The following is a 22,910-nucleotide window of genomic DNA, read 5'->3' on the forward strand; positions in this document are numbered from 1 at the left end:
ACCCCTCTCCAAGGGGAGAGGGGAGTGAAATGCCATGCAGCTACAAAGCAAGCGAAAAAGAAACAAAGCATACTACTCCCCTCTCCCCTTGGAGAGGGGCTGGGGGTGGGCTGGTAGTGGGGGTGAGGCCGGTAGTGGGGGTGAGGCCGGTAGTGGTGGTGAGGCCGGTAGTGGTGGTGAGGCTGATAGTGGGACTATGATTTTCTTGGTTGCAGACTTTGTCGGTATTCACTGGGCGACATTCCCAGATGTTTTGAACAATAGCGGCTGAAATACGATAGCGAAGTGAAGTTCATCAGGTCGGCTATCTGTGTGAGCGATAGTGTGTCGTTGTCGAGATAGTCCTTTATAATAGGTATTGTATGGCGGGCAATGAGCGAGGTAACACTTCTGCCCGTGGTGCGTTTCACCGTTTTTGATAAGTATTCAGGAGTGATATTGAGTTGTTTGGCATAGTAATCCACCTGGCGTTCTGTACACGACTTGCCGGCTGCAAGCATGTTCATCAACTCTTTAACCACATAACTCTGGCGGTCGGTGGTCTGTCGCGTTTCGTTTTTGTGGGCGTGGAAAGAGAATAGGTCGTACATCATTGTGCGACACAAGCTTGCTATCATTTCCAAATAAAATCGATGTTCGCCCTCTTCTTGTATGCGGTCGCGGATAATTCGGATGTCTGCAAGGAAACGTTCGCCTTCTTCTTTTGTGGCATGAATAATGGGGTCTGCATAGAGACTGATACCGCCCCCGATGGCAAAGCTGTTGGATGGCAGCTGCTTGAAAAGGAAATTGTATTGCGTTGCAAAGAACTCAACTTTCAAATTCTTACCTGCTGCCAGATTTTTTAATTTATGGGGCTGAGTGAGAATCAATATGTCGCCGGCGCAAAAGTGAAAACATTTCTCGTTGAATACAAAGCTGCCTTCGCCTTCCAAGCATATCATGTGCCCACAGCAGTCACTTAGTTGTATGTCGTTAATGCTGTAAAAATCAGTGGTGTATATGAGTTTCAACTGCTCCATAACGCAAATTTACAGTTAATTACATGTATTTCCAAGCTTTTGGGCGTTTTTGTGAAAGCATAGGGCGAAAAAGGGTTCTTCCGTTAAACGGATAGATTTGTACAATAATTAACTTTTACGGGTAAACAGATTCGCCACCTAATAAGGCAACAACAGAAAATATAACTAACTAAAAATGAGGATAGTAGAAATGGCGAGAAATGATATTAAAAATTCATCCTTACTAAAAACAAAATTCCTCATCTACGCATTTAACGGAAGAACCCGAAAAAGTGAAACGCCCTGATTGAAGATAAAGTGTAACTTTGCAGACGTAAACATTAAAATATAGAACCTATGGAATATGTAAAGTTAATCAATGGCGTTGAAATGCCGTTATTGGGTTATGGTGTGTTCAGAGTATCTCCTGATGAGTGCGAGCGTTGCGTAAGTGATGCGCTGAAAGTGGGCTATCGGCTGATAGACACTGCGCAGGCTTACGGCAACGAAGAGGGTGTTGGCCGTGCGTGGCGCAAGAGCGGCATTGCGCGCGAAGAGCTTTTCTTGGTTACAAAGGTTTGGATAAGTAATGCAGGCGAGGAGAAAGCGGCAGCAAGTATTGACGAAAGCCTACGTAAACTCGATACCGATTATATTGACCTGCTGCTTATTCACCAAGCTTACGGCGATGTGTTCGGCACTTGGCGTGCTATGGAGAAAGCTTATCGCGAGGGCAAGGTGCGAGCCATTGGCGTTTCTAACTTCCAAACTGGGCGTTTCTTTGATTTCGCTCATTATGTAGATGTGAAACCAATGGTTAATCAATTGCAATGCAATGTTTTGGCGCAACAGCAAAGCATACAGCCGATATTGGCTGAGACAGAAACCAAAACGATGGCATGGGGACCGCTTGGCGGTGAGGGTGCCGATGGCGTAATAAATAGTGAGTTGCTTGCTGCTATCGGCCAGAAGTATGGAAAGTCGGCAGCACAAGTAGCACTTCGTTGGCTGATACAACGTGGCATCGTGGCTATTCCCAAAAGCAGCCATATAGAACGCATGCAACAGAATTTCGATGTTTTCGGTTTCAAGCTTACCCCTGATGATATGGCTCAGATTGAAACAATGAATCAATCAGATGCTGGTTTCATCAATTTCGGCGACCCCTCATTTGTGAAATATCTCCTTGAAACTTATGGATAAGCATGGGGTTGAACCTGGCTATGCCGAGGCTGTCGAAGAAATCAATGGCACCCGGATGGCGGTATTTCGATATTTAGCTGTTATTTCAACAATCGGCAGACTGTTACTCTGATTAGAGAACTTAACAAATAAATAGCTTATGGCATTCAGGAAGATAATTTTAATGCTCACAGGAATACTTCTGTCGGTATCATGTAGTGGGGAACAAAAAAAGGAAGTTAAAAATAATCAGGCAATGAATGGTAGCAAGGTTTTAATCGTTTTCTTCTCGCATGCAGGTGAGAATTATAGCGTAGGAAATGTGAAAGTGGGCAACACAAAACTGATTGCCGACGAGATTCAGAAACGCACAGGAGGCGATGAGTTTGAGATTGTGGCTGAAAAATCATACGATATGCCCTACAGTCAGCTTATTGAAATAGCAAAGGAAGAAACCAAAAGAGGAGAGAAACCCGCATTTAAGGGTGAGGTGAAGAATATTGAGCAGTATGATACAATATTTATTGGCGGCCCTATTTGGTGGGGTACGTATCCACAAGTGATGTTCACCTTCTTTGATAAATACGATCTTAACGGCAAAACCATTATTCCTTTTACCACACATGAGGGGAGTGGACTGGCCAATACCGTAGCGGATGTGAAACGCGCTTATCCCAAAGCCAAGGTAATGGAGGGCTTTGCTGTCTATGGGCATGAAGTGCGCACCGATATGAGCAAAGTAAATACATGGTTAAATGGCTTAGGCTACTGATGTAGCAACGAAAGATGTTGTGGCATCCTTTGATGCAGGATGCGCTTGGGAAAGGCTTTGTTCGCAGAATGGCTGTGGGTTGGGGATGGCTGATTGTGGTCGGGCGAATGTAAATGTGATAGCCTCAATAGTTGAGCGTGTAAGCCAAGCTTGCTCAATTATTGAGGCCGTTTAGTATGTTGGGGTGTCCGTTGTCTGGCTGTTTTCTCTTTTTTATTCCTTTCCCTACGGCGTTTCTGGCGTCAATTCCACATCAAACAAGCCATTTTCTTTCACCACAAGCGTTTCGGTGCGATAGCCGGCGAGGGCGAAATGGAGGGTGGAACCAATGCGGGCGGAGAGCGAATACTCGCCGCGAGCGTTGGTTTGAGCCGTTTTTCCATCGGCCGTAACCTTTACCCCAACTAGCGGAAAGGCTTGAACGTTGCGCACAATGCCTGCAATACAGATGGTTCTGCTTGTGTTGGGTGTGGCTTGCGGTGTGCGTTGGGGACTTGTTTTAAGCCTCGTGGGGGCACTGTTGGCCGACTTCTGTTGGCCGATGGACACCACGGTGAGCGTATCGCGAAGGCGGATGTCGGCCGAGGATGCACCAACGAGCAACTCGAATTGTCCTGGTTCTACCACGCGGCGCATGTCCCTATCGTGTAAGAACAATTCGGCAATGGGCAGACGGAGGGTGAAACGATGGCTTTGACGGGCGGCGATGGCAGCCTTTTGGAACGCGTAAAGCTGCTTTACGGGTGTGGCAACCGAACTTTTAAGGTCGCGAACATAAAGCTGAGCCACCTCCATAGCCGGGCGTTTGCCCATGTTGCGCACGGTGAATTGTATCTCTATGGTATCTTTTTCGTTGGCCGAGCGACTGGAAAGTTGCAGTGTGTTATAGTCGAAAGAGGTGTAACTAAGGCCATATCCGAAGGCGTAGGCGGGGTAAGGGTCGGAAAAAACGTAGTCACGCCCAGGCTTTTCGGGCGTGCCTTTCTTGTTGTAATAGCCCTTATCGGTGGGCAAGGCGTTGTAGTATACGGGCAGTTGCCCCACGCTTTTAGGGAACGACACGGGCAAACGACCCGATGGCGAGAACTCGCCGAAGAGCATTCGGGCCAACGATAGGCCTGCTTGTTCGCCGCCATACCATTGCACCACCAATGCACCAACGCGATGTCGGAAACTCTCCATTACCAACGGCCGACCTGTTACCAGCACAACTACCAGCGGTTTGCCCAAGGCCACGAGGCTATCAACAAGTTGTTGTTGCACACCAGGGAGCGTAAGTTCGGATAAGTCGTAGCCTTCGCCACTGGTAGATGGTTGCGAGGCGCGTGCCAACAGCATGCTTTGCGTGCCCACAACCGCGATGGTGAGGTCGGCTTGGGCGGCTAGGCGGAGGGCATGAGGGATGGAATCGGCCTTGGGCGAGTAGTAGTCGCAACCGCGTTCGTAGTCTACCTGCACGCCTTTGCCCTGCAAATACTGGCGAATACCAGCCAAAGGCGTGATGCCATGACGGTTGTCGGCCGTCCAAGAATAGTCGCCAAACTGCACTTGATTGGCGTTTGGGCCCACCACGGCGATGCGTTTCAGCCTTTGGGTGTTAAGTGGCAGCAGGGCATTGGGGTTTTCGAGCAACACCAAACTCTCGTCGGCCAACTGCCTAGCTGTGGCCACGGCCGCTGCGGTATGTATGGCTTTGCGCCAGTTAAGGGTGTCGGGGCGGGCGTCTTCAAATAGTCCTGCGGCCAGCTTTGTGCGCAAAACGTTGGCCGCGGCACTGTCTATCAGTGCGGCGTTGAGTTCGCCTTCGGCCACCAACTGCTTGGCCGTGCGGTAATAATCGCTGCCCGCTTCGAGGTCTACGCCTGCCTCAATGGCCTGTTTGGCTGCCTCGCGTTCGGTTTCGGCCGTGTGATGGAAGTAGCGCAGCATAGGAACCGAACCCCAATCGCTGTACACATAGCCGCGAAAACGCAGGCTATCGCGCAGTAACTGGCGCATGAAGAAGGGCGAGGAGGTGATGGCCTCGTTGTCGTAAGCACTGTAACAGTTCATCACCGAGCCGGGAAGGGTGCGCGAGATGACGTGGGCGAAGGGCCGAACGAAGACGTCGAGCAGTTCGCGACGGCCACCTTTCACCGATGCGAGGTTTAGTCCGCCCTGCGGAGTGCCGTGCGCCACAAAGTGTTTCAGCGTAGGAATGCACCCCGTTTGCTGAATGCCCATGGCGTAGGCCAAGCCCATTTGCGCAACAAGTAGGCGGTCTTCGCCGAAAGTTTCTTCCACCCGGCCCCACCGAAGTTCGCGTGCAAGGTCGAGATCGGGTGCAAGTACCTGCCTTGCACCCATGGCGCGCATCTCTTGGCCCACGTGTTGGGCCATGCGTTGGATGAGCGGGGGGTTGAAAGTAGCCCCTTGTGCAATGGCTTGGGGGAAGATGGTGCAGCCGTCTTGCACGGCTCCGTGTATGCCTTCGAGCACGGGAATGAGCGGAATGCCCAGTCGGGTGCTGTCCATAGCGTGGTGTTGGATGGTGGAAACGGCCGCTAGATATTGCGCCGACGAGTAGGGGAAGGCCTCGAAACAGCCGAAACTAAGTCCGTCGGTGTGGTTGGTGCGCAGCTTAGAGAGGTTAACGACACCGTTGTCGTTATAGTGCTTGGCGTGTATGTGGCGTGTTTGGGCCAGTTTTTCGTCGAGCGTCATTCGTGGTAGCAGGTCGTTTAGTCGCGTTTCAACGTCTAGACTGGCGTTAAGATAGGGCGGAACGATGGTTTGCAACACGCGTTGGGCCATCTGCACGGCATCGCCTTGGGGCTTGGTGTGGATGGGTTGGGGCGTGTTGGCCCAGCGTTTCTCCATGTCGAAGAAGTTGATGGTGGGCGGATTGCCTGTGTTGACGGTGGCTTGCAGCGCGCGGAAGAAGGCTTGCCAGCGCGGAAGGTAATAGCTGGAGAGCATGCCCGCCCACTCTTTGTTGGCGTAATCGTGCACCTTTGTGGCGGGGTCGTCGGGTCCCCAATAGCTAATCAGGGTTTGTGCATTGTGCAAGCACAGCTGGCGGTCGGCCTCGTTGGGGGCATATTGCGTGGCTTGTTGCAGCCAATTGCCTAGCAAGAAGTGGCGATTGGTTAGCAACAGACTGTCTTGCAGCATGATGAGGTGTTCGAAACGCCGTGTGGCCAGTTGCAGTTGCTCGGCGTTCTTTTGCTCGTAGGCTTGTACCACGTTGGCGTATGCCATGCGGGCGTAGTTGGCTAGCGACTGTCGGGCAAGGTCTACCAAGTCGTATTGGTATGTTTCGCTATTTCGTAGCGTTGGGGCAGCGGCAGCCTTTAAGAAGAGCCCCAAGGCGCGGTAAAGGTCGGCCGGTTGGTATTGCATTTGCTTGGGTCCCCATGTGGAAACGCTGGTTACGCGTAGCGATGGGCGGGCGCAAAACACCGACTCGAACGTTCCTTCGCCCTTAATGGCAAACTCGCCATACACGGATTTGAGCATGATGCGCCATGCAGCGAGTAGGTCGGGATGAACTTCTCCGTAGCGATAGCCAAGGTATTGCACCAGCATACTGTCTACATCGGGCGTCGCGGCATGCCAAGCTGTCTTTAAAGCCAAATCGTACACCACGGGATTTGTGCCTATTCCCTCGGGCAAGATGCCTATTCCTTGCATCACACTGTCTACTGTGAGGGCCAAGGCGCGGTGTGGTTCGGTTACGACAACGGGCAATTGTCCGCCCATGTCGGTCTTACCGCCGAAGTGGTTGACGCTACCCCAAAGCCAAGGCGTGCCGCCAAACTCGTCGGAACTTTCCCACGAGGCGGCAATTTCGCCGCTGAGGTTCACCAAGAGGGTGTGTTGCTTGTTGAGTGCACGTAGCAATTGGGGCGATGGATTTTTGTTCCAACCCTGCAACACCCATTTGGCGCGAGGGAAAAAACGTAGCATTTGGCGTTGAACTTGTGCGGCAACGCTGCCCACATCTACGCCCGTGGTTATGCCCCCTTCGTGAAATAGGTCGCCACCAAGAAACTCGAAGTCGGTCCCGAAAAGCTTTGTTAGACTTTGATAATAGGCCTCGGCCACCTTTTCAAACACGCCATCGCCATTGGGCAACAGCACGGCGGGTCGCTGAAAGCTGCCCCATTTGCCTTGCTCGATGATGCGCGCTTGCGGGAAACGCGTTTTAAAAAAGGTGGGAACGATGCCCGGAAAACCCTGCACCACGGGCTGTATGCCCAATTGGTGCATGCGTTGCAGCATCTGCCGTTGCTGTTGCAGGCGCAGGGCGATGAGGCTTTCACTCATTGGTCCGCCCCAACCTTCGAGGTTTCCCATTAGCCACCACGCGGTGTAGGCTGGTCCGGGGATGAAGCGTTGAATGTCTTTCTGCCCGAAACCAAGCGTTTTAAGTGTTTCGACCCACACGGCCTCCATGCCCAAAGGGGCTAGCATGAGGTTAACGCCGTTAAGTGCCATCCAATCTAATTCCCACTCGAAGTCGGGCCAACGGTAGAAGGCGTAACTGTAATTATAGGTGCAGTAGTTAAGAGCGTATCGGTATTTGAAAGGGGTGGTGCGCCTGACGATGCCTTGGATGGGCACTAGGCGAAAGTGGGTGGGGAGGTTGTTGCCACATCGGGAGATGCTGATGTGGCAGTAATGGTTGAGGTAATGGTTTAGTGCAACGGCTGCTGCCGAGGGCGAAGTGGCTTTCACCACCAGGTGCTTGCCTTGCGTTTGCAGTTCGAAAGCCTCTTGGTTTGTGCCAGTGAGGGGCTGAAACGCCACCTTGCCAACCATAAACGGAAAGCGGCGAGCCACCAGTTGGTGCACGCCGCCGTATGTGGCAGCCTCGACATGTATGCTGAATGAGCAGGCTACCAATATAATAAGGAGTGAGTTTATGAGCTTTGGGGTTTTTGAGTTCATGAGTTCATGAGTTGGTGGGTTTATGGGTTGGTGAGTTTAGGAGCTTTTGAGTTGGCGAGTTTTGAGTTTATAAGTTCAGAAACAGAGCGGCTCAAAGGTTGATAAACTCTTACCTCACAAACTAAAAACGAACATCTACAAACACGGGGAAATGGTCGCTTACCATTCGCGTTTCGGTTACTTTCCCATTTATTTCGAGCTGCTTTACCACGGCCGTTTTAACCACTTTCACCGCGCTCTTGTGTGCCTTGTCAACGAGGATGTAGTCGATGGTTTCGTTGGGTTGGTCGGGTATGCTCCCCGAACGCGCGCTAATTATTTCAAATGACCGCTCTATGATGGGGAAAGCAGTCTGTTCGGGTTTCCACGAAGGCGAGTCGTTAAGGTCGCCTGCGAAGAAAACGGGCTGTGTGGCGAGTGTGGTTAGCTCGTGGTTGACGATGTCGGCACTGGCTTTTCGGGCCGTGACGTCTAGGTCGAGATGGGTGCCTAGCAGGGCAAATCGCGGGAAGGTAAGCACCATCAGCGCACGAGTTTCTTTACCAGGCAACGCTATTTTCTTGATGGATGTGGGCTGCATGGCACGTTTGTACAGCACGCCTGGCCCTATTTTGCCATTCGAATAAGGGGCGGCCGAGCCGAAAAAGAGGTCGTAGTCTAGGCCTGTGGCGCGGCGAATGTCGTCGAGCAGGTAGCGTTTGTTGCGTTCGGTTGTGCCGCTGTCCAACTCTTGAATCACCACCACGTCGGGGTTTAGTGCCTTAATCACTTGGGCGAAGGCCGCAGTATGTTCGTCAGAGAAGGTCTTGCTGGCGGTGTTGCTCTTGCAATAGAAACAGTTGTAGGTCATTATGCGCACGTTGCCTTCTGCCTTGGCGTACTTATAATCTTCGTTTTTCGGCTTTGGCTGGTAGTCGGGGATGTGTCCCGGCGTGTCTTTTCCGCCACAACCCATGATGGGAAGTGAGGCGACAAAGAGCGATGCGGCAACGATAAGGGTGCTGAATAAAGGTTTCATAAGCTATGAATGTATTTAAAAGCCTCACCCCCTGCCCCCTCTCCACGGGGAGAGAGGAGTGAGATGCTTTGTGGAAATGTGGTAAAAGCCTCCCCCTCTGCCCCTCTCCAAAGGGGAGAGGGGAGTGAGATGCTTTGTGGATTAACAGGTGAAAGGGTGAAAAGGTGGAAAGGTGGAAAGGTGAAAGGGTGAAAAGGTGAAAAGATGGCTAACGCCCACTAACTCGTCAACTCTTTAACTTGTCCACTCGCTAACTTGTCAACTTGTCAACTCATCAACTCGTCAACTTGTCAACCTATTAACTTGTCAACTGGTCAACTTGTTAACTGGTCAATTCGTCAACTGTTCAACTTGTATACTCGTCAACCAAATTACCATCCTGGGTTTTGTTTTATCACCCCTCCATAAATTGTTATTTGGTCTTGTGGGATGGGATATAGGTAATCGCGGTCTTCGTTCCACTTGCGTTGGTTGTTGGCGATGTCGTGTACGATGATGTTACCACCATTGGCTCCGTTAGCTACATGCAGGTTCACGCCAAGCTTTAAGAACTGTCTGATGCCAGCCACTTCGGCATTTGCCTTGATGTTGTCGATGTCTCCTTCATATATACAGACGTCTTCAGCATCGTTTACCCCATTGCCATTGAGGTCGCAAACAACGAAATGTTTGGTGTCATCGAGCTTTGGAATAACCATTCCTTTGAATTGTTGCTCGAAATTTTTACCTGCTTTCCACCGCATAAGGTCGTCGTAGCGTAAACCCTCTGCCAGCAATTCGATGGTTCGTTCGCGCCTAATTTCAAGTATTACGCCCTTATTTGCGCCCGTAACGTTGGAATAACCCGTTTCGGCAGCTTCGAGATAGGGGTCGGGACTGGCGTTGGCTGTGGCCAAATCGATGTTGGGCATGCCCACTCTATCTCTTATCAGCTTTACCGACTTGTCTAGATCTGCCTGCGTAAGCGTTCCTAATTCGGCTTTTGCCTCGGCAAAGTTAAGCATAACTTCGGACAAACGGAATAGCGGAATGTCGTTTTGCGACTTGTTATAGCCGTCTGATGCAGTGGTTGAAACCCACTTGATGATTTGATAACCCGTTGTTGCGGCAGCAAAGCTAACGGGTGTAACCGTTGTTTGGCCTATTCGTTTGTAGCCGGGCGTTACGATAGTTTGTGCCAATCGCGGGTCGCGGTTCTGCATTTCTTCGTAAAATTGCATCTTATCGTAGTCGGCTTGGTCGGTAAAGCGCGACCCATCTTTCAACAGATAGCTGTCAACCACTTTCTTGTTTAGGCCAGGTGCAGAGCCGCCACCGAGGAAATACAGGTTGGCTGAATGCACGATACTTAGCCCGCTGAAATAGTTTCGGGCGAGTATAACTTCTTCCGTCTTGGCCTTGTCTGCGGCAAAGAGGTCGCGATAGGGTTGTTCGCCAGCTGCGTAGATGGTGTATTGTCGGCTGTCCATGAGCGTTTCGGCAGCTGATGCGGCAGCGGCGAGATAGCTTTCGTAGCCCGATACACCATGATATTTGCGCCAAGTACCCTCATAGAGGCATACCCTAGACTTCAAAGCCAGTGCAGCCCACTTTGTAACGCGATAGAGATTTTTTGCCGTCGGCAGGTTGTCGATGGCGTAATCTAAGTCGGCTATGATGTTGCTCATCAGTTCGTTGCGTGGTGTGCGCGGTGAATATAGACGGTCGTCGGTCGACGATAGCACATCGCTGAACCAGGGAACTTCGCCAAATCGTTTCACCTTATTATAATAGAAGTAGGCTCTGAAAAACCTTGCAACACCCTCGTACTCCTTGCGAGCGGCCTCATCGCCACATCGCGAGCAGTCTTTCAGAAAGCTGTTGATGTTGGCCAGCTGTTTCCAACCCCATCCGCCACCGCTTTGTGGTACACTTCTCGTACCCAGAACTTCGGGCAATAGCGTTGTGGGTATGATGATGTCGGCCGTTTCCGAGTATAGGTTTTCGGCCGTAGGGAAGTCGGCATAGAAGCCATTGGTAAACACTTCTAGCTCCTTGCGGTTGTTGTAATAGTTTTGGTCTGCCAGCTTGTCTAGCGGTTCTAGGTCCAAGCTGCAGCTTGTAAGCAATGCGGCCGTGGCCAGGCATTGTGCTAATAATATTTTTTTCATGACTGTTTGCGCTTAGAATGAAACATCAAGTCCGAAGGAGAATGTCTTTGAGAAGGGATATACACGTCCGTTCGAGTCGTACGTCATTTGCTCTGGGTCTAGGTAATCGCTCTTCAGCTTACTGGTGATGAAGATGTTTTCGCCGCTGAAATAAACGCGTACCTTTTCCAGGTAAGCTTTCTTTGTGAGCGACTTTGGCAGCGTATAGCCAAAGGTTAAGTTCTTCAAACGGCAGTAAGCAAGGTCTTGCAGGTACCTGTCGTTAGGCTTGCTCATGGCGAGTTCGCGTGCCAGGTCGGCAACGGGACGTGGGAAATATGCGCTGCGATTGTTTGTCGACCACACTTTGGCAGGAAAATCCTTGGGGATGAATGAGCTGTAAGGGCGTGCATACGGCCCCCAGAACATCATGTTGTTGCCGCCAGGGTATATGTTTTGTTTGCCGATGCCTTGCCAGAACATTGAAAAGTCGAAACCCATCCAGGCCATGTTAACCGTGATGCCATAGTGATAGCGCGGAGTTGAATTGCCTATGCGAACCAAGTCGCCATGATTGTCAAGCGTTCCTTTGCCAATGTCAATCTTCTTGCTGTCGTCAACATCGTCGAAGATAAGGTCGCCCGCCTTATCTGTGAACCTCGAACCAAGGAAAGATTGGTCTACGCCACGGTCAATTGCCTCTTGATCGCTTTGGTAAATGCCCTTAATGCGGAATCCCCAAATCTCTCCCCATTCCATTCCTTCGTAGTCTTGGCCGAGCACTTTCGATTCGTTGCCCTTGAATTTGGTTATTTTCGTCTTGCTGTCGGCCAGCGTTAGGTTAACGCCGTAGTAGAAAGGCTTGCCTGCAAGGTTAAACTTGTCGTTCCATCCTACCACCAATTCAAATCCGTTGGTGCGCAGTTCGCCGTTGTTTTCGTACGGCGCATTGTAGCCGTATACGGCAGGGAGTGCTCTCGCTGCGGCCAACATGTCTTTGGTTGTACGACGATAAACATCGAGTGCAAGCGAAAGGCGGTTGTTGAAAAGGCCAACGTCGAGACCAACGTTTTGCGTAACGATGGTTTCCCACGTCAACGAGCCCGATGTGGGATCGCCCAGCGAGGCGTAAGTGGCCTGCGCATTGTCGAATATGTAATTGAGTGTGGTGGTGTTGGCCAATGATATCAGGCGCATGTAGGGGTAGAATGTGTTCTTATTGAACTTTGCGCTGTTGTCTGTTATTTGGTTTCCCAGTGAGCCAAGCGATGCGCGTAGTTTCAAATTGCTAACCACAGGGCGCACGGGAGCAAAGAACGCTTCTTCGCTGATGCGCCACCCCAAAGCCACAGAGGGGAAGAAACCCCAGCGATGATTGCGTGGGAAACGCGACGTTCCGTCGTAACGCATGTTGGCCTCAACAAGATAACGCCCGTTATAATCGTAACTAAGGCGGGCGAAGTAGCCCATCAGTGCGAACTCGTTCTGTGATGATTTTACACTTTTAGCTCCTGTGGAGAGTGCAAGGTCGTTGAGTACATCTGATGTCAGGTCCTCTCCCGCAGGCTCTACAAACTTGTAATGTCCTCTTTCGTAGTTGCTGCCCACCACAGCACTCACGTTATGAACGTCGGCAAAGGTGCGGTGGAAGTTGGCATAAAGGTCGTACACATAGTTCTCGTATGTGTCGCGCCCGTCTTTCAGCTTGTTGTTGAATGGCCATCCGCTAGCCGTTAGCACCTCGTTGGGGCGTATGGCATATTGTATGTTGGCAGCGCGGGCTTGTTTCTCTTTTGCGTAGTTGCGGTAAGTTAACTTACCCGTTATCTCCAAGCCCTCCATCACTTTGAGCACGGCTCCGATAGCGTAGGTTTGCTCGGTTTTGCCAACTTGCGTAAAGCCGTTGCCTGTACGCAGCATGGCGGCAAAGCCGTCTGCGGGTTTGTCTTTGCTGTTTGGAAGAAGGTAGACATTTGTTCCGTCTGGATTTACAGGAACAATCCAGGGCATGGCATGAAAGACAAGGTTGCCCACGTTGCCGCCGCCTTCGTAGTCGTAGCCTGCTTGCTTATACTTCGACTTGAAAAGCGAGGCGGTGCTGAAAACCCTTAGCCACGGCGTTACTTCGGCATTGAATTTGGCCATAAGTGTGCGCGTGGAGTACTTGTCTGTGCTGAGGGCGTACAGCCCGTCGTGGTCGTTCATGCCGCCGCTAATCATATAATTCATCTTGTCTGTGCCGCCACTTACGTTTAGGTTGTGGTTCCACGTGGGTTGCGAAAAATCGAAGATGTAGTTGTACCAATCGAAATTGCCGTAATAATGGTAGCGACCATCCTGCGGGTCGACAACAACCCACGGCCTTGCAGGATTTTCCGTCGTGTCATAGCGGCGTTCTTCCAACATTTTGTAGTCGTCGGCGTTCAGTCCGGAGTAGCTGCTACCTGTTTTGGCCGTGTTAAATTCGTCTACCAGCCGTGCAACGTCATAGCCCACCGTCATGAAGTCGGTTTTGGTTGTGGGCGCCGAGAAACTGAAACGGCCATTGTAGTTGATGTGCGCTTGTCCGTCTTTGTTGCTCTTGGTGGTGATAAGCACCACGCCGAAACCGGCACGCGCACCATAGATGGCGGCCGAGGCGGCATCTTTAAGTACCGAAACACTCTCGATGTCGTTGGGGTTAATGCGGTCGATGCTGCCTTCTACACCATCGATGAGTACCAATGGTGCGCCAGAGTTGGTGAGTGAGGTTTTTCCGCGGATGTTCAACGTGGCAGATTCGCCAGGCGTACCCGTTCCAAAGCTGATGTTTAGGTTGGGTACCTGTCCCTGCAACATCTGTCCAAGGTTGGTAACAGGCCTGTCTTTCAACTCTTCCGCCCCAACTGTGCTCACTGCGCCGATGAGGTTGGCCTTCTTTTTGGTGCCATAGCCAATGACAACCACCTCGTCTAGTCCGCGAGTTTGTTCGTCTAGCGTTACGTGCATGCCCTCGGTGGGCTTTACCGTCTGCGGTTTAAACCCCACATACGACACGGTGACGAGGTTTCCGGGTGTCAGTTCGAGGGCGAAGTCGCCGTTGATGTCGGTAATTGCACCGCCTGTACCGCCTTTCTCGCTAATGGTTGCGCCCACGATGGGTTCGCCCTTTGCATCGCTCACGTTTCCTTTTATCCGGCGTTTCTGTCCCTTGTCGGGCTGACCGGACTGCGCGTTTTTTGCTTGTGCCAAGCTAATTTGGTTGCCTTGCGCCTTATATGCCAATCCCGTGGCGGCGCACATCTCGTCTAGAATTTGCAGTGCAGGTCGTCCGTCGAGGTTCACTCTCACCCTATTGGGCATCATCTTTTGCACCTCGGCGTTGTAAACGAACACGTAGTTGCTGTTCTTTTCGATGTAGCTTAGCACGCTTTTCACCGTATACATGCTGTTGCCAGCCGTTAGGGCCGTTAGTTGCCCATGCCCTATGGCAGCCCATGTGGCCGAGGTTGAGGCCATACACGCCACAGGTGCAAGTAGCATGAGGGCCGATACGTAGCGTTGGGCTATGTGCCAACGCCAAGTCTTTATGTAAACGTTTTCTCTCATGGGTGTTGTATTAATGTCGTTATTGTAAATTCACTGATAGAAAGTTTAGGCGAAACCACCTATATACATATAAGGTGTGTTCCTATTAATAAAGTCGTAAGGAAAGGGGGAAATGTATAGGTGGGAGATGAAAAAAATGTCTCACCTCTCAATCACTTTCCAAGTGTAGAGGGGCGTGAATAGGGTAGGGCTGAACACTTCTTATTGCTATATAGCTAGAGGGCTTGAAACCGCAAATGTGGTGTTCGGGCTGCCGACAAATGGGGAAATTGGTTTCGCCCCGCACCAAAAGTAAGTCCCCTCTCTGTTCTCCGCAAACGCGATATGGCGTACAGCCGCTTGGGATTAAAGGCGCAACAGGGTGAAACGCGGATGCCCTGCGCGCCTAGTTGCCCGCTGTCATTATCACAATAATGCCTTAAACTTGTTCGCATCATTGTGCCCATCATGTTTGGTTTTATCGCATGTGCCGGCGCATGGCCCTTGTTCTTTTCTTGGTAAGCACTTGTTAATGATTTGTTAAAACGATAAATATATTTTACAAAACACGTTCTTTGGCCGAACCATTCTAGAAGAAAATAACCACAAAAAGTCATATAAAATGCGCCCAAACGATGAAATTCGAGCGATTTTTGAGTGCTTGCCCCCTCGTTTTTTGGCCATTTACTATGCTTTTGCACTTCTCTTTGAAGAAAAACTCTCCCAAATTTGCATCCGCAACGACAAGAAAACGGGGTCTAATCGCTAGTTTTTGCAATGCGTTTTGCCGCAAAACGCACTGCAATATGCACCAAAACGCAGTGTATTTTGCACCAAAACGCAGTGCAATATGCACCAAAATGCGAGGCGAAATGCAGCCAGATGCGAGGCAAAATGCAGCAAAATATAAGGTAAGATGTAGCAAAGTGTAGTTAAAACTCATAGAAAGCAGCATTTTGCACGTTATTTATAGGTATTTTGATTATTTGGGGTGAAATGCTGCTTGGCGGATTTTGGCGGTGCATCGATTGATGTTTTGTACCCCTAATACATGCTAAAAGGCATGTTTTTGTCCTTTATTTGTCGTAAATATCAATAAACCAGGTGGTTACAAACTTTAAAAATACGCGCGAAAATCCGACCCATGCCTGGAAATTTTACGGCGAGGGCACTCCTAATGTTAAATTTTGGTATAAACATTTTACAATCTTATGCTCGTTGTTCAGCAACATTGCGCGACGGTGTTGAATTTAATCCTTCTGCCAGTAAAAGAGTGCTTACACGGAAGAACTTTTGGGACGAATGATTGTTTGAAAGGGGGCTTGCTTTTTGAAAACGAAATCCGCAATGCCTATTGATGGGCATTGCGGATAGCGAAACCGAGCTGATTTGAAGTTTAGTGTACAGCAACAATCTGTTTTAGTTTGATGTATGCAACGTGTTTCGGAGTAAATCTATGGTACATTGGTGATACATTCATGGAGATTTGTTTGGCTGTGGATAACTAATTGGTTATCTTTGCCATGTGTGCAGAGTGCCACAAATAATGATGCAAAGGAAGTTATGTGGAACAACAAAATTCATCTTAAAACGATGCGAGAACTTATAAAATGAATAAGAAAAAGAAAGATGATGTGCAACTCACACCCATTGAAGAGCTGATTAAAGAAGATTTTGGGGCTGAGGGGACAGTGGAACGGACTGCCTTTGAAACAGGCGTAGACGCTTTCATCCTTGGTGAGCGCCTAAAAGAAGAGCGTAAGAAATAAGGACTTTCACAGGCACAGTTGGCAGCAAAGATTGGTACGAAGAAGAGTTATATCTCACAAACTGGGAATGGACATGCCGATGTGCAGCTGTCTACGTTGTTCCGAATCTTTGCAATACTGGGTAAACGGGTGTCCCCGTCGGCATCATAGGGGTGTGCTTTGCCCCTTTTGCGCTCCAACAAATCAAAAAGCGACCCGCACAGTGGCCGACGTTCACGCCATTGTCTGCCAAGTGCGGGTCTGTGGAGCATGATGCTCCATTTATTGTGAGTTGTTGTTCTAGGTGCTGAGGAGTTAAGGAGTCATGTTGAGGAGTTAAGGAGTTAAGGAGTTAAGGAGTTAAGCCAATGGCTTTGCGGCGAATTAAGGCGAATACGTTGTATCTGCGTAAGCGGCCATGAGGAGTTAAGCCAATGGCTTTGCGGCCAATTAAGGCGAATACGTTGTATCTGCGCAAGCGGCCATGAGGAGTTAAGCCAATGGCTTTGCAGGCTGTTCAGGCGAATATGGGCTTTTCAGCATAACTTACAGTTCTGTTCAAAGGCCTTTAACTTTGCATCTTAACCACAAGAATAGTTTCCTTTTGGTGTTCAAAGCTATTGGCTTAACTTCTTGTCATCTATTAGAGGGTTGGGCGTGTAGTTTCCTTTTGATGTTCAAAGCTATTGGCTTAACTCCTTAACTCCTTAACTCCTTAACTCCTAGAACTACATAACTCCAAAGAACCAATTTATCTGCGTACCATTGTCACTACGCCGTTTTTCACCGAAACTTCTGCCCCCGATATGTTGCAGAGGCTTGTAAGAACATCGGATAAGGGCGCGGCCGTAACCAACTTGCCATAAAGCAATTCGTTGCGCAGACGGTCTTGCACCTTAAAGCGCATGCCGTAATAGTTCTCCAAATAGTCGGTAACTTCTGATAAGCGCATGCCCTGCATGGGCAGCACCCCTTTCAGTCGGTCTACGTATGCCGCTGCGTTAACCTTTGTTTTCGATGCAAACTGCCCTTGGGCAATGTTAAGCCGTTCGTTGGGCAGCATGTTCACCTTATCTTTCGCGGTAGTGTTCACCTCAACGCGACCTTCGGCCAACACCACGCTGGCTTTATCTGCCGCATAGCTGTTAACGCAAAAGTGCGTGCCCAGCACGCGCACGTCGAACCCTTGGGCATGCACCACAAAGGGGCGGTTTTCTTCGTGGGCCACTTCAAAGTAGGCTTCACCTATTATATATATATCGCGCGTGTGCGCGCTAAATGGCTTGGGATATCTGATGTGGGTGCGCGAGTTGGCCGTCATGCGTGTGCCGTCGGGCAGGGTAAGGGTCAGGGTGTGCCCCGTTGGCACCGCCAGTTCTTGCATTACGCTTGCCGATGCGTTGGGGGTGTGTGCCGCTTGCTGCGCAATTGTGTTGCTGTTGCCTTGCAAATTAAGCCCCAACCACACACCGCATGCCAGCAAAGGCACCATCACGGCAGCAGCCACGAGCCGCCAACGCTTATTTCTTCGTGCCCTGTCGGTTTGAATTTTCTCGTAAACGCGCGCCATGATACGCTCGCCAACAACGTTGGCGGGCTCAGCTCGGCTGATGAAGTCTTGCAAAAGCAGGTCTTCTTCCGAGCCGTCAAAGCGCATGTCGTGTATGTCCCTGTTCATGGGCAAAGTGTCTTATTCGTTTTTTAATGCGCTAGCTGCGGGTTTTGTGCGTCTTCTAAGCAACTGTCTCAGTGTCTGCACGGCCAGTCCCACGTGGTAGTTAACCGTGGCGAGGGCTATCCCCAGCATGTTGGCGATGTCTTGATAGGGCATTTTCTCTACCTTGGCCAGGAAAAACACGTACTTGCATTTGGGCGGCAAGGTGTCGATGGCGGCGTTAATGGCCGCCAACTCTTCGGCCGAGATAAGCGTATCGGCAGGCGTTTGCATGTCGGGGAAGGCGAAATCGCCCATGCCGAAGTGCTCCACGCTAATCTGTTTGGTGTAGTTTCGTTCGCGCCGCAGGTAGTCAACGCTCTTGTTATACACGATGCGTGTTAGCCATGCGCGCACGTTTTGCAGTTGCGTTAGCTTTTTGCGCATGCGCCATGCCTCCAAAAAGGCATCGCTCACCACCTCTTCGGCCATCTCTCTGCAACCCAATATGCCGTAGGCGTGACAATAGAGGGTGTTTGAGAAACGGCTGATAAACCCGTTGAAGGCCACTTGGCTCCCTTGCGAGATAAGCACCAGTTGTTGATATAGTTCTTCCATAGGTGGCGTGATGGGCGCATGCTATGCTTGCCCTTTATTATCTAAGACGAGTGGTTTGGGGGTTGTTATAGGTTTGATGGGGCAAATAAAGGATATTTAACAATAACGTTGGGCAAGCGAGACGGTTGCCCTAAGGTGACTAGATGGTTTGGCGGACTAGATGATTGGGGAAGACTGGATTTGCTGGGAGAGCAGGGTGAGCAAAGAAAAGCAAGGAACACTTGTATAAATTGGATAACCAAGGCGACTACAATACTGATACTAAGGTTCTGGTTCTAGGTTGTTATAGTCTTTCTTTTCGCAGCAGATTACAAAGTCTGCATAATCTTTTATGCGCACCTCTATATATCCAGGCCGAACATCGAACCTGGTAGCCGGTTCTCTCGGTTGATAGAATCGTCTGTCCCCATCCATGATTCTTTTATACTTCTTTTGTCTAGGATAAGGTGTGGCTATATTCCAAGGGTCGACATAATATATCTTGTCGGGGTTAGACAAGTCAAGAACAAAGTTGAGTTCTGTCGTTTCGTACACGGGAACACGTATAACATCAACGTCTGATTTCTTGAGCGTAGTCGCACCACTGTCTCTAACTGTTACGTACGCAGCTCCCGTAAACCAGGGTCTATAAATTAGTAGGACCTTATTTGTTTTCGGTATCTTATACCGCTTTGTGTTTTGGCAAGACCATGAGATAGCGATACAAACGATTACAAGCAGGCAGAACAACACTTTCTTCATCTTCTTTATTTTTAAGGTGAACGAACACCCGATTGACATTTCTTGGTTGTAGAGTGGACTAAAAGGAGTTAGATTACCCTCGTTTTCCAGCATCAAAGTAGCCGTTTGCTGTTTTTTGTGTTGCTTATGCTCCCTCAGCAAACCATTCTTTGTCGGGCATATAAGGGCCTGTGGCCTCCAACTTGCGTGTGCACATGGCGGCAGCAAACTTGCCCGACTCGGCATAGCTTAGGCCTTGGGCACGACAATAGAGGTAACCGGCTGAATAAGTGTCGCCACAGCCCGTGGCATCTACCAGCTTACGCGGTGGGTAGGCAGGGATTTCGTAGAACGTTTGGTCGGCATAGATGAGCGAACCACCGCTGCCTAGGGTGATGACCACATCTTTAACGCCCCACGATGCGATTTGTTGAGCCACCGAACGCGGGTTGGTAAGCCCCGTTATCACCTTCATTTCGTGTTCGTTCAGTTTCAAAGTGTGGGTGTTTTTCAATATTTTGTGCTTCTCTTCCCAGTCAACGGGCAGCACTTCTTGCCCACGCACCTCGCGCAAAAAGCCTTGTGCATCGATTGAAATGCGTCCGCGTGTGGACAGCTCGCGTACAAAATCGGCCGAGAAGTCGTCGTTGAGCAGCGAGCCTAGGTGGAAAACCTTGGCCTCGATGCCGTTCATCTCGCTAATCTTAAAGGGATCGCATTTGGACAACACCCGTTGTGTGCGTTTGTTTTGGTCGCCTTCGTAGCGGTTTTCGAAGTACACGGAGTTGTCGCAAGTAAAGGCCAATACGTCAATTCGTTCGTCGCGCATGCGTTTCACCTCTTCAACATCATATCGTCCAAGCTTGGTTACCAACTGATAAGACACCTTACGGGGTAGGCGTGCTATGGCATACGAGAAGTAGAAGGCTGTTCCGCCCGAGATAAACGCCTCGTGATGGGGTGTTATTATCTTGTCGCGCGTGATGTGTCCAATACAGCAAATGTCGTTCATTGTTAGAGCTAAGAATTGTTTTAGGAAATTATATATGAGACAAGGTTGGGGTCTAAGCTAAGAGTTTGCGGCTGAGATAGCGCACGGGATACCAAACCGAGAGCCAACCCACGGCTATGACGGTGACGAAAATCCACGCCACATCGGTGTAGTGCACGCTTACGGGGTAGGCATTGACGATGAACGAGCCCTCGCTCTTGCCTAAACTCACCAGTCCGTATTGTTGTTGCAGCCAACAAAGCAGTAGGCCCAAGGCCACACCCACTAGCGCGCCGACGGCCGAAATCATGCGACCCTCGAACAGGAAGATGCGTACAATCTGCTTGTCTGTTGCGCCAAGGTTGCGCAAAGTGGCCACATCGGCCTTCTTGTCGATGATGAGCATAGAGAGCGAACCCACGATGTTGAAACACGCCACCACCAAGATGAAGGTGAGAAAGATGTAGGCAATGGCCTTTTCTACGTTCATGATGCGGAACGTGTCTTCTTGTTGTTCGTATCGGTCCAGCGCTTTGTACTTACTTCCTGCAATGGTTTGTATCTTCTTTTTCACCTCGTCGGTGTTGGCATTGGGCTTTAATTTCAACTCTAAGGCCGTGAGCATGCCTTGCATACCAAAGAGATTGCGGGCGAAAGAAACGGAAGTGAGGATGTAACGCTGGTCGTACTTGGCTTGTCTTACCGAGAACACCACGCCTGGCGAGAGCAGAGAGTCGACAACGAAACCCGAAGTGGGGTTAGAAATGTCGAATTGTCCCTCGCGGTTGGGTGCAAACACGCGCATAAAGCCGTTCCACCGTGCGCCCGTACCCAGCTGTTGGGCCAGTCTGATGCCCAACACGCCATATTGCAAGTTGGCTGCGCGCAAGGCGAACTCGCCGTCGCCGTATAGCAAATCGTTGATGCGCGTTAGCTGGGTGAAGTTGTCGTCAACGCCCTTGATGGTCACCATCGCTTGCTTGTCGCCGTAAAACACCAGTGCGTTGTCCTCCACACACTCGGTGGCAACGTCCACTTCGGGCAGTTGTTTTATCTGTGTGAGCACGGGGTCGTCGGTTGGTGCGTCCTTTCCTTTGGCTGGTACCACTTCGATTTGCGGGTCGAAGGCGGTGAAGAGCGAGGCAACGAGGTCGTGAAAGCCGTTGAACACGCTCAGCACGATGACTAAGGCCATCGTTGCAACAGCCACGCCCACCACCGAGATGGCACTAATGACGTTGATGGCATTGGTGCTTTTCTTGGAGAAAAGGTAGCGGCGGGCGATGAAAAGAGATACGGCCATGAGCGGTTATTTTTTTAATAGCTCGTCTATTCGTTCGATATAGTCGAGGCTGTCGTCGATAAAGAAGCGCAGTTCGGGTATGATGCGCAGCTGGTTGTGCACGCGCGTACCCAGTTCGTAGCGTATGGTCTTGATGTTGCTTTCAATGTTTTTGAGCAGTTCTTCGCCTTTTTCCGAAGGGAAAACGCTGAGGTAGGCGGTGCAGATGCTGAGGTCGGGCGACACGCGTGTGCGTGTTACGCTCACCATAACGCCGTGCATCATTCGCGTTTGCGATTGGAAAATAAGGCTCAACTCTTTTTGCAGAAGTCGTGCGATGCGGTTTTGTCTTGTTTCTTGCATAGTGGGTGGGTGTTTAGAGTGATGTGCGTGTGGCTATTCCAAGCTAACGTGCTGGCAGTCTATTTGCTCGTGCAGAAATATCTGCGCATTCTCTTTGAACTTGTCTTTGTTCTCGGTGGTGAGATAGCGTGCCGTTCCATGTTTGGTGCACAGCGCGTCTATCTCTGGGTGTCGTTGCAGATATTGCTGCAAACTGTTGGCCACATACTCGCCTTGTGGCACGATGCGCACGCCAGGCGGCACGTGTTTCACGATGCTGTTCATCAGTAGGGGGTAGTGGGTGCAGCCAAGCACGATGGCATCTATCTGCGGATCGGTGCGCAAAAGGCTGTCGATGCGTTTCTTAACGAAGTAGTCTGCGCCTGGACTGTCGGCCTCGTTTGCCTCAACTATGGCTGCCCACAGCGGACAGGCCATGCCCTGCACCACAATGTCGGGGAACAGCTTTTGTATTTCCAGCCGATAACTGTCGCTCTTGATGGTGCCTTCGGTGGCTAAGATGCCCACGTGGCGGGTGTTGGTAAGGTTGCCGATGCTCTCGGCTGTTGGTCGGATGATGCCCAGCACGCGACGTTTGGCATCGAGCTTGGGTAGGTCGCGCTGTTGAATGGAGCGCAGAGCCTTTGCCGATGCCGTGTTGCAACCTATTATGATAAGGTGACAACCTTGTTCGAAGAGTTTGACTACGGCCTGGCGTGTGAACTGATACACCACATCGAAAGAACGCGGACCGTATGGCGCACGGGCGTTGTCGCCCAAGTAGAGATAATCGTACTGGGGCAACAGTTGCCTAATGCCGTGCAGGATAGTTAGTCCGCCGTAGCCCGAATCGAATACGCCGATTGGGCCTGCTTGTTGTGGAAAGTTGTTCATTCGCTATTGATGTAACGGGCCGTTAGGCGCCGAAACGACGCCCATTGCCCATAAGGATGT

General features: G+C 50.5%; 16 protein-coding genes and 1 pseudogene. 4 read left to right on the forward strand and 13 right to left on the reverse strand.

The window, feature by feature from the left end; genetic code table 11:
- Positions 1 to 194: 194 nt before the first annotated feature.
- Positions 195 to 1,022 carry a helix-turn-helix domain-containing protein gene (locus HMPREF2955_RS12290; RefSeq protein WP_070723753.1) on the reverse strand — a complete coding sequence of 276 codons (828 nt, stop codon included), beginning with the start codon at positions 1,020 to 1,022 and terminating at the stop codon, positions 195 to 197.
- A gap of 336 nt (positions 1,023 to 1,358) precedes the next feature.
- Here HMPREF2955_RS12290 and HMPREF2955_RS12295 point away from each other — a divergent pair, with 336 nt between their 5' ends.
- On the forward strand, positions 1,359 to 2,204 hold the full coding sequence (locus HMPREF2955_RS12295; RefSeq protein WP_070723754.1) for an aldo/keto reductase: 846 nt from the start codon (positions 1,359 to 1,361) through the stop codon (positions 2,202 to 2,204).
- A gap of 139 nt (positions 2,205 to 2,343) precedes the next feature.
- Complete coding sequence (locus HMPREF2955_RS12300) at positions 2,344 to 2,955, forward strand: flavodoxin (protein ID WP_070723755.1); 612 nt, start codon at positions 2,344 to 2,346, stop codon at positions 2,953 to 2,955.
- A gap of 225 nt (positions 2,956 to 3,180) precedes the next feature.
- Here the strand turns inward: HMPREF2955_RS12300 and HMPREF2955_RS12305 are convergent, their stop codons facing one another.
- The 5 genes from HMPREF2955_RS12305 to HMPREF2955_RS15950 all read right to left on the reverse strand — a co-directional run bounded on the left by HMPREF2955_RS12305 (position 3,181) and on the right by HMPREF2955_RS15950 (position 15,059).
- Entirely contained in the window at positions 3,181 to 7,887 is a 4,707-nt protein-coding gene (locus tag HMPREF2955_RS12305) for an alpha-N-acetylglucosaminidase TIM-barrel domain-containing protein (protein ID WP_070723756.1), read from the reverse strand.
- Between the two features lie 121 nt (positions 7,888 to 8,008).
- On the reverse strand, positions 8,009 to 8,905 hold the full coding sequence (locus HMPREF2955_RS12310; RefSeq protein ID WP_070723757.1) for an endonuclease/exonuclease/phosphatase family protein: 897 nt from the start codon (positions 8,903 to 8,905) through the stop codon (positions 8,009 to 8,011).
- Positions 8,906 to 9,276: 371 nt separating this feature from the next.
- Complete coding sequence (locus HMPREF2955_RS12315; RefSeq protein WP_070723758.1) at positions 9,277 to 11,055, reverse strand: RagB/SusD family nutrient uptake outer membrane protein; 1,779 nt, start codon at positions 11,053 to 11,055, stop codon at positions 9,277 to 9,279.
- A gap of 12 nt (positions 11,056 to 11,067) precedes the next feature.
- The gene (locus HMPREF2955_RS12320) at positions 11,068 to 14,622 is read right to left on the reverse strand and encodes a SusC/RagA family TonB-linked outer membrane protein (protein ID WP_070723759.1); all 3,555 of its coding nucleotides are present in this window, start codon (positions 14,620 to 14,622) and stop codon (positions 11,068 to 11,070) included.
- A gap of 215 nt (positions 14,623 to 14,837) precedes the next feature.
- The gene (locus HMPREF2955_RS15950; RefSeq protein WP_139145559.1) at positions 14,838 to 15,059 is read right to left on the reverse strand and encodes a hypothetical protein; all 222 of its coding nucleotides are present in this window, start codon (positions 15,057 to 15,059) and stop codon (positions 14,838 to 14,840) included.
- Between the two features lie 1,152 nt (positions 15,060 to 16,211).
- Here HMPREF2955_RS15950 and HMPREF2955_RS16910 point away from each other — a divergent pair.
- Positions 16,212 to 16,370 (forward strand): hypothetical protein, encoded by a 159-nt coding sequence (locus HMPREF2955_RS16910; protein WP_246830145.1) that lies wholly within the window; start codon positions 16,212 to 16,214, stop codon positions 16,368 to 16,370.
- Positions 16,371 to 16,382: 12 nt separating this feature from the next.
- A pseudogene (locus HMPREF2955_RS16915) lies at positions 16,383 to 16,520 on the forward strand (helix-turn-helix domain-containing protein); the annotation flags it as partial.
- A gap of 580 nt (positions 16,521 to 17,100) precedes the next feature.
- On the opposite strand, the gene HMPREF2955_RS12335 reads toward HMPREF2955_RS16915, so the two are convergent.
- From HMPREF2955_RS12335 to murI, 7 genes are all read right to left on the reverse strand, one after another.
- Positions 17,101 to 18,027: a FecR family protein gene (locus HMPREF2955_RS12335; RefSeq protein WP_070723761.1), complete on the reverse strand. Its 927-nt coding sequence runs from the start codon at positions 18,025 to 18,027 to the stop codon at positions 17,101 to 17,103.
- 12 nt (positions 18,028 to 18,039) lie between these two features.
- Positions 18,040 to 18,621, reverse strand: a complete 582-nt coding sequence (locus tag HMPREF2955_RS12340; RefSeq protein ID WP_070723762.1) for an RNA polymerase sigma factor — start codon at positions 18,619 to 18,621, stop codon at positions 18,040 to 18,042.
- A 261-nt stretch (positions 18,622 to 18,882) separates the two neighbouring features.
- Positions 18,883 to 19,401, reverse strand: coding sequence for a hypothetical protein (locus HMPREF2955_RS12345; protein WP_139145560.1), 519 nt, complete (start codon positions 19,399 to 19,401; stop codon positions 18,883 to 18,885).
- 85 nt (positions 19,402 to 19,486) lie between these two features.
- Positions 19,487 to 20,353, reverse strand: coding sequence for a PfkB family carbohydrate kinase (locus HMPREF2955_RS12350; RefSeq protein ID WP_070723764.1), 867 nt, complete (start codon positions 20,351 to 20,353; stop codon positions 19,487 to 19,489).
- 52 nt (positions 20,354 to 20,405) lie between these two features.
- Positions 20,406 to 21,635, reverse strand: a complete 1,230-nt coding sequence (locus tag HMPREF2955_RS12355) for an FtsX-like permease family protein (RefSeq protein WP_070723765.1) — start codon at positions 21,633 to 21,635, stop codon at positions 20,406 to 20,408.
- Between the two features lie 6 nt (positions 21,636 to 21,641).
- Positions 21,642 to 21,977, reverse strand: a complete 336-nt coding sequence (rbfA, locus tag HMPREF2955_RS12360) for a 30S ribosome-binding factor RbfA (protein WP_009236668.1) — start codon at positions 21,975 to 21,977, stop codon at positions 21,642 to 21,644.
- A 33-nt stretch (positions 21,978 to 22,010) separates the two neighbouring features.
- Entirely contained in the window at positions 22,011 to 22,850 is an 840-nt protein-coding gene (gene murI, locus HMPREF2955_RS12365) for a glutamate racemase (RefSeq protein WP_070723766.1), read from the reverse strand.
- Between the last annotated feature and the right edge of the window lie 60 nt (positions 22,851 to 22,910).

The organism is Prevotella sp. HMSC073D09 (genome assembly GCF_001814145.1).
Lineage (GTDB): Bacteria > Bacteroidota > Bacteroidia > Bacteroidales > Bacteroidaceae > Prevotella > Prevotella conceptionensis.

Bases quoted from the DNA above. Each gene is read 5' to 3' on its own strand.
- HMPREF2955_RS12315 (WP_070723758.1), bottom strand. From the start codon at position 11,055: ATGAAAAAAATATTATTAGCACAATGCCTGGCCACGGCCGCATTGCTT.
- HMPREF2955_RS16910 (WP_246830145.1), top strand. From the start codon at position 16,212: ATGAATAAGAAAAAGAAAGATGATGTGCAACTCACACCCATTGAAGAG.
- HMPREF2955_RS12300 (WP_070723755.1), top strand. From the start codon at position 2,344: ATGGCATTCAGGAAGATAATTTTAATGCTCACAGGAATACTTCTGTCG.
- HMPREF2955_RS12310 (WP_070723757.1), bottom strand. From the start codon at position 8,905: ATGAAACCTTTATTCAGCACCCTTATCGTTGCCGCATCGCTCTTTGTC.
- HMPREF2955_RS12305 (WP_070723756.1), bottom strand. From the start codon at position 7,887: ATGAACTCAAAAACCCCAAAGCTCATAAACTCACTCCTTATTATATTG.
- HMPREF2955_RS12340 (WP_070723762.1), bottom strand. From the start codon at position 18,621: ATGGAAGAACTATATCAACAACTGGTGCTTATCTCGCAAGGGAGCCAA.
- HMPREF2955_RS12320 (WP_070723759.1), bottom strand. From the start codon at position 14,622: ATGAGAGAAAACGTTTACATAAAGACTTGGCGTTGGCACATAGCCCAA.
- HMPREF2955_RS15950 (WP_139145559.1), bottom strand. From the start codon at position 15,059: ATGATGCGAACAAGTTTAAGGCATTATTGTGATAATGACAGCGGGCAA.
- HMPREF2955_RS12345 (WP_139145560.1), bottom strand. From the start codon at position 19,401: ATGTCAATCGGGTGTTCGTTCACCTTAAAAATAAAGAAGATGAAGAAA.
- HMPREF2955_RS12290 (WP_070723753.1), bottom strand. From the start codon at position 1,022: ATGGAGCAGTTGAAACTCATATACACCACTGATTTTTACAGCATTAAC.
- rbfA (WP_009236668.1), bottom strand. From the start codon at position 21,977: ATGCAAGAAACAAGACAAAACCGCATCGCACGACTTCTGCAAAAAGAG.
- HMPREF2955_RS12335 (WP_070723761.1), bottom strand. From the start codon at position 18,027: ATGAACAGGGACATACACGACATGCGCTTTGACGGCTCGGAAGAAGAC.
- HMPREF2955_RS12350 (WP_070723764.1), bottom strand. From the start codon at position 20,353: ATGAACGACATTTGCTGTATTGGACACATCACGCGCGACAAGATAATA.
- HMPREF2955_RS12295 (WP_070723754.1), top strand. From the start codon at position 1,359: ATGGAATATGTAAAGTTAATCAATGGCGTTGAAATGCCGTTATTGGGT.
- HMPREF2955_RS12355 (WP_070723765.1), bottom strand. From the start codon at position 21,635: ATGGCCGTATCTCTTTTCATCGCCCGCCGCTACCTTTTCTCCAAGAAA.
- murI (WP_070723766.1), bottom strand. From the start codon at position 22,850: ATGAACAACTTTCCACAACAAGCAGGCCCAATCGGCGTATTCGATTCG.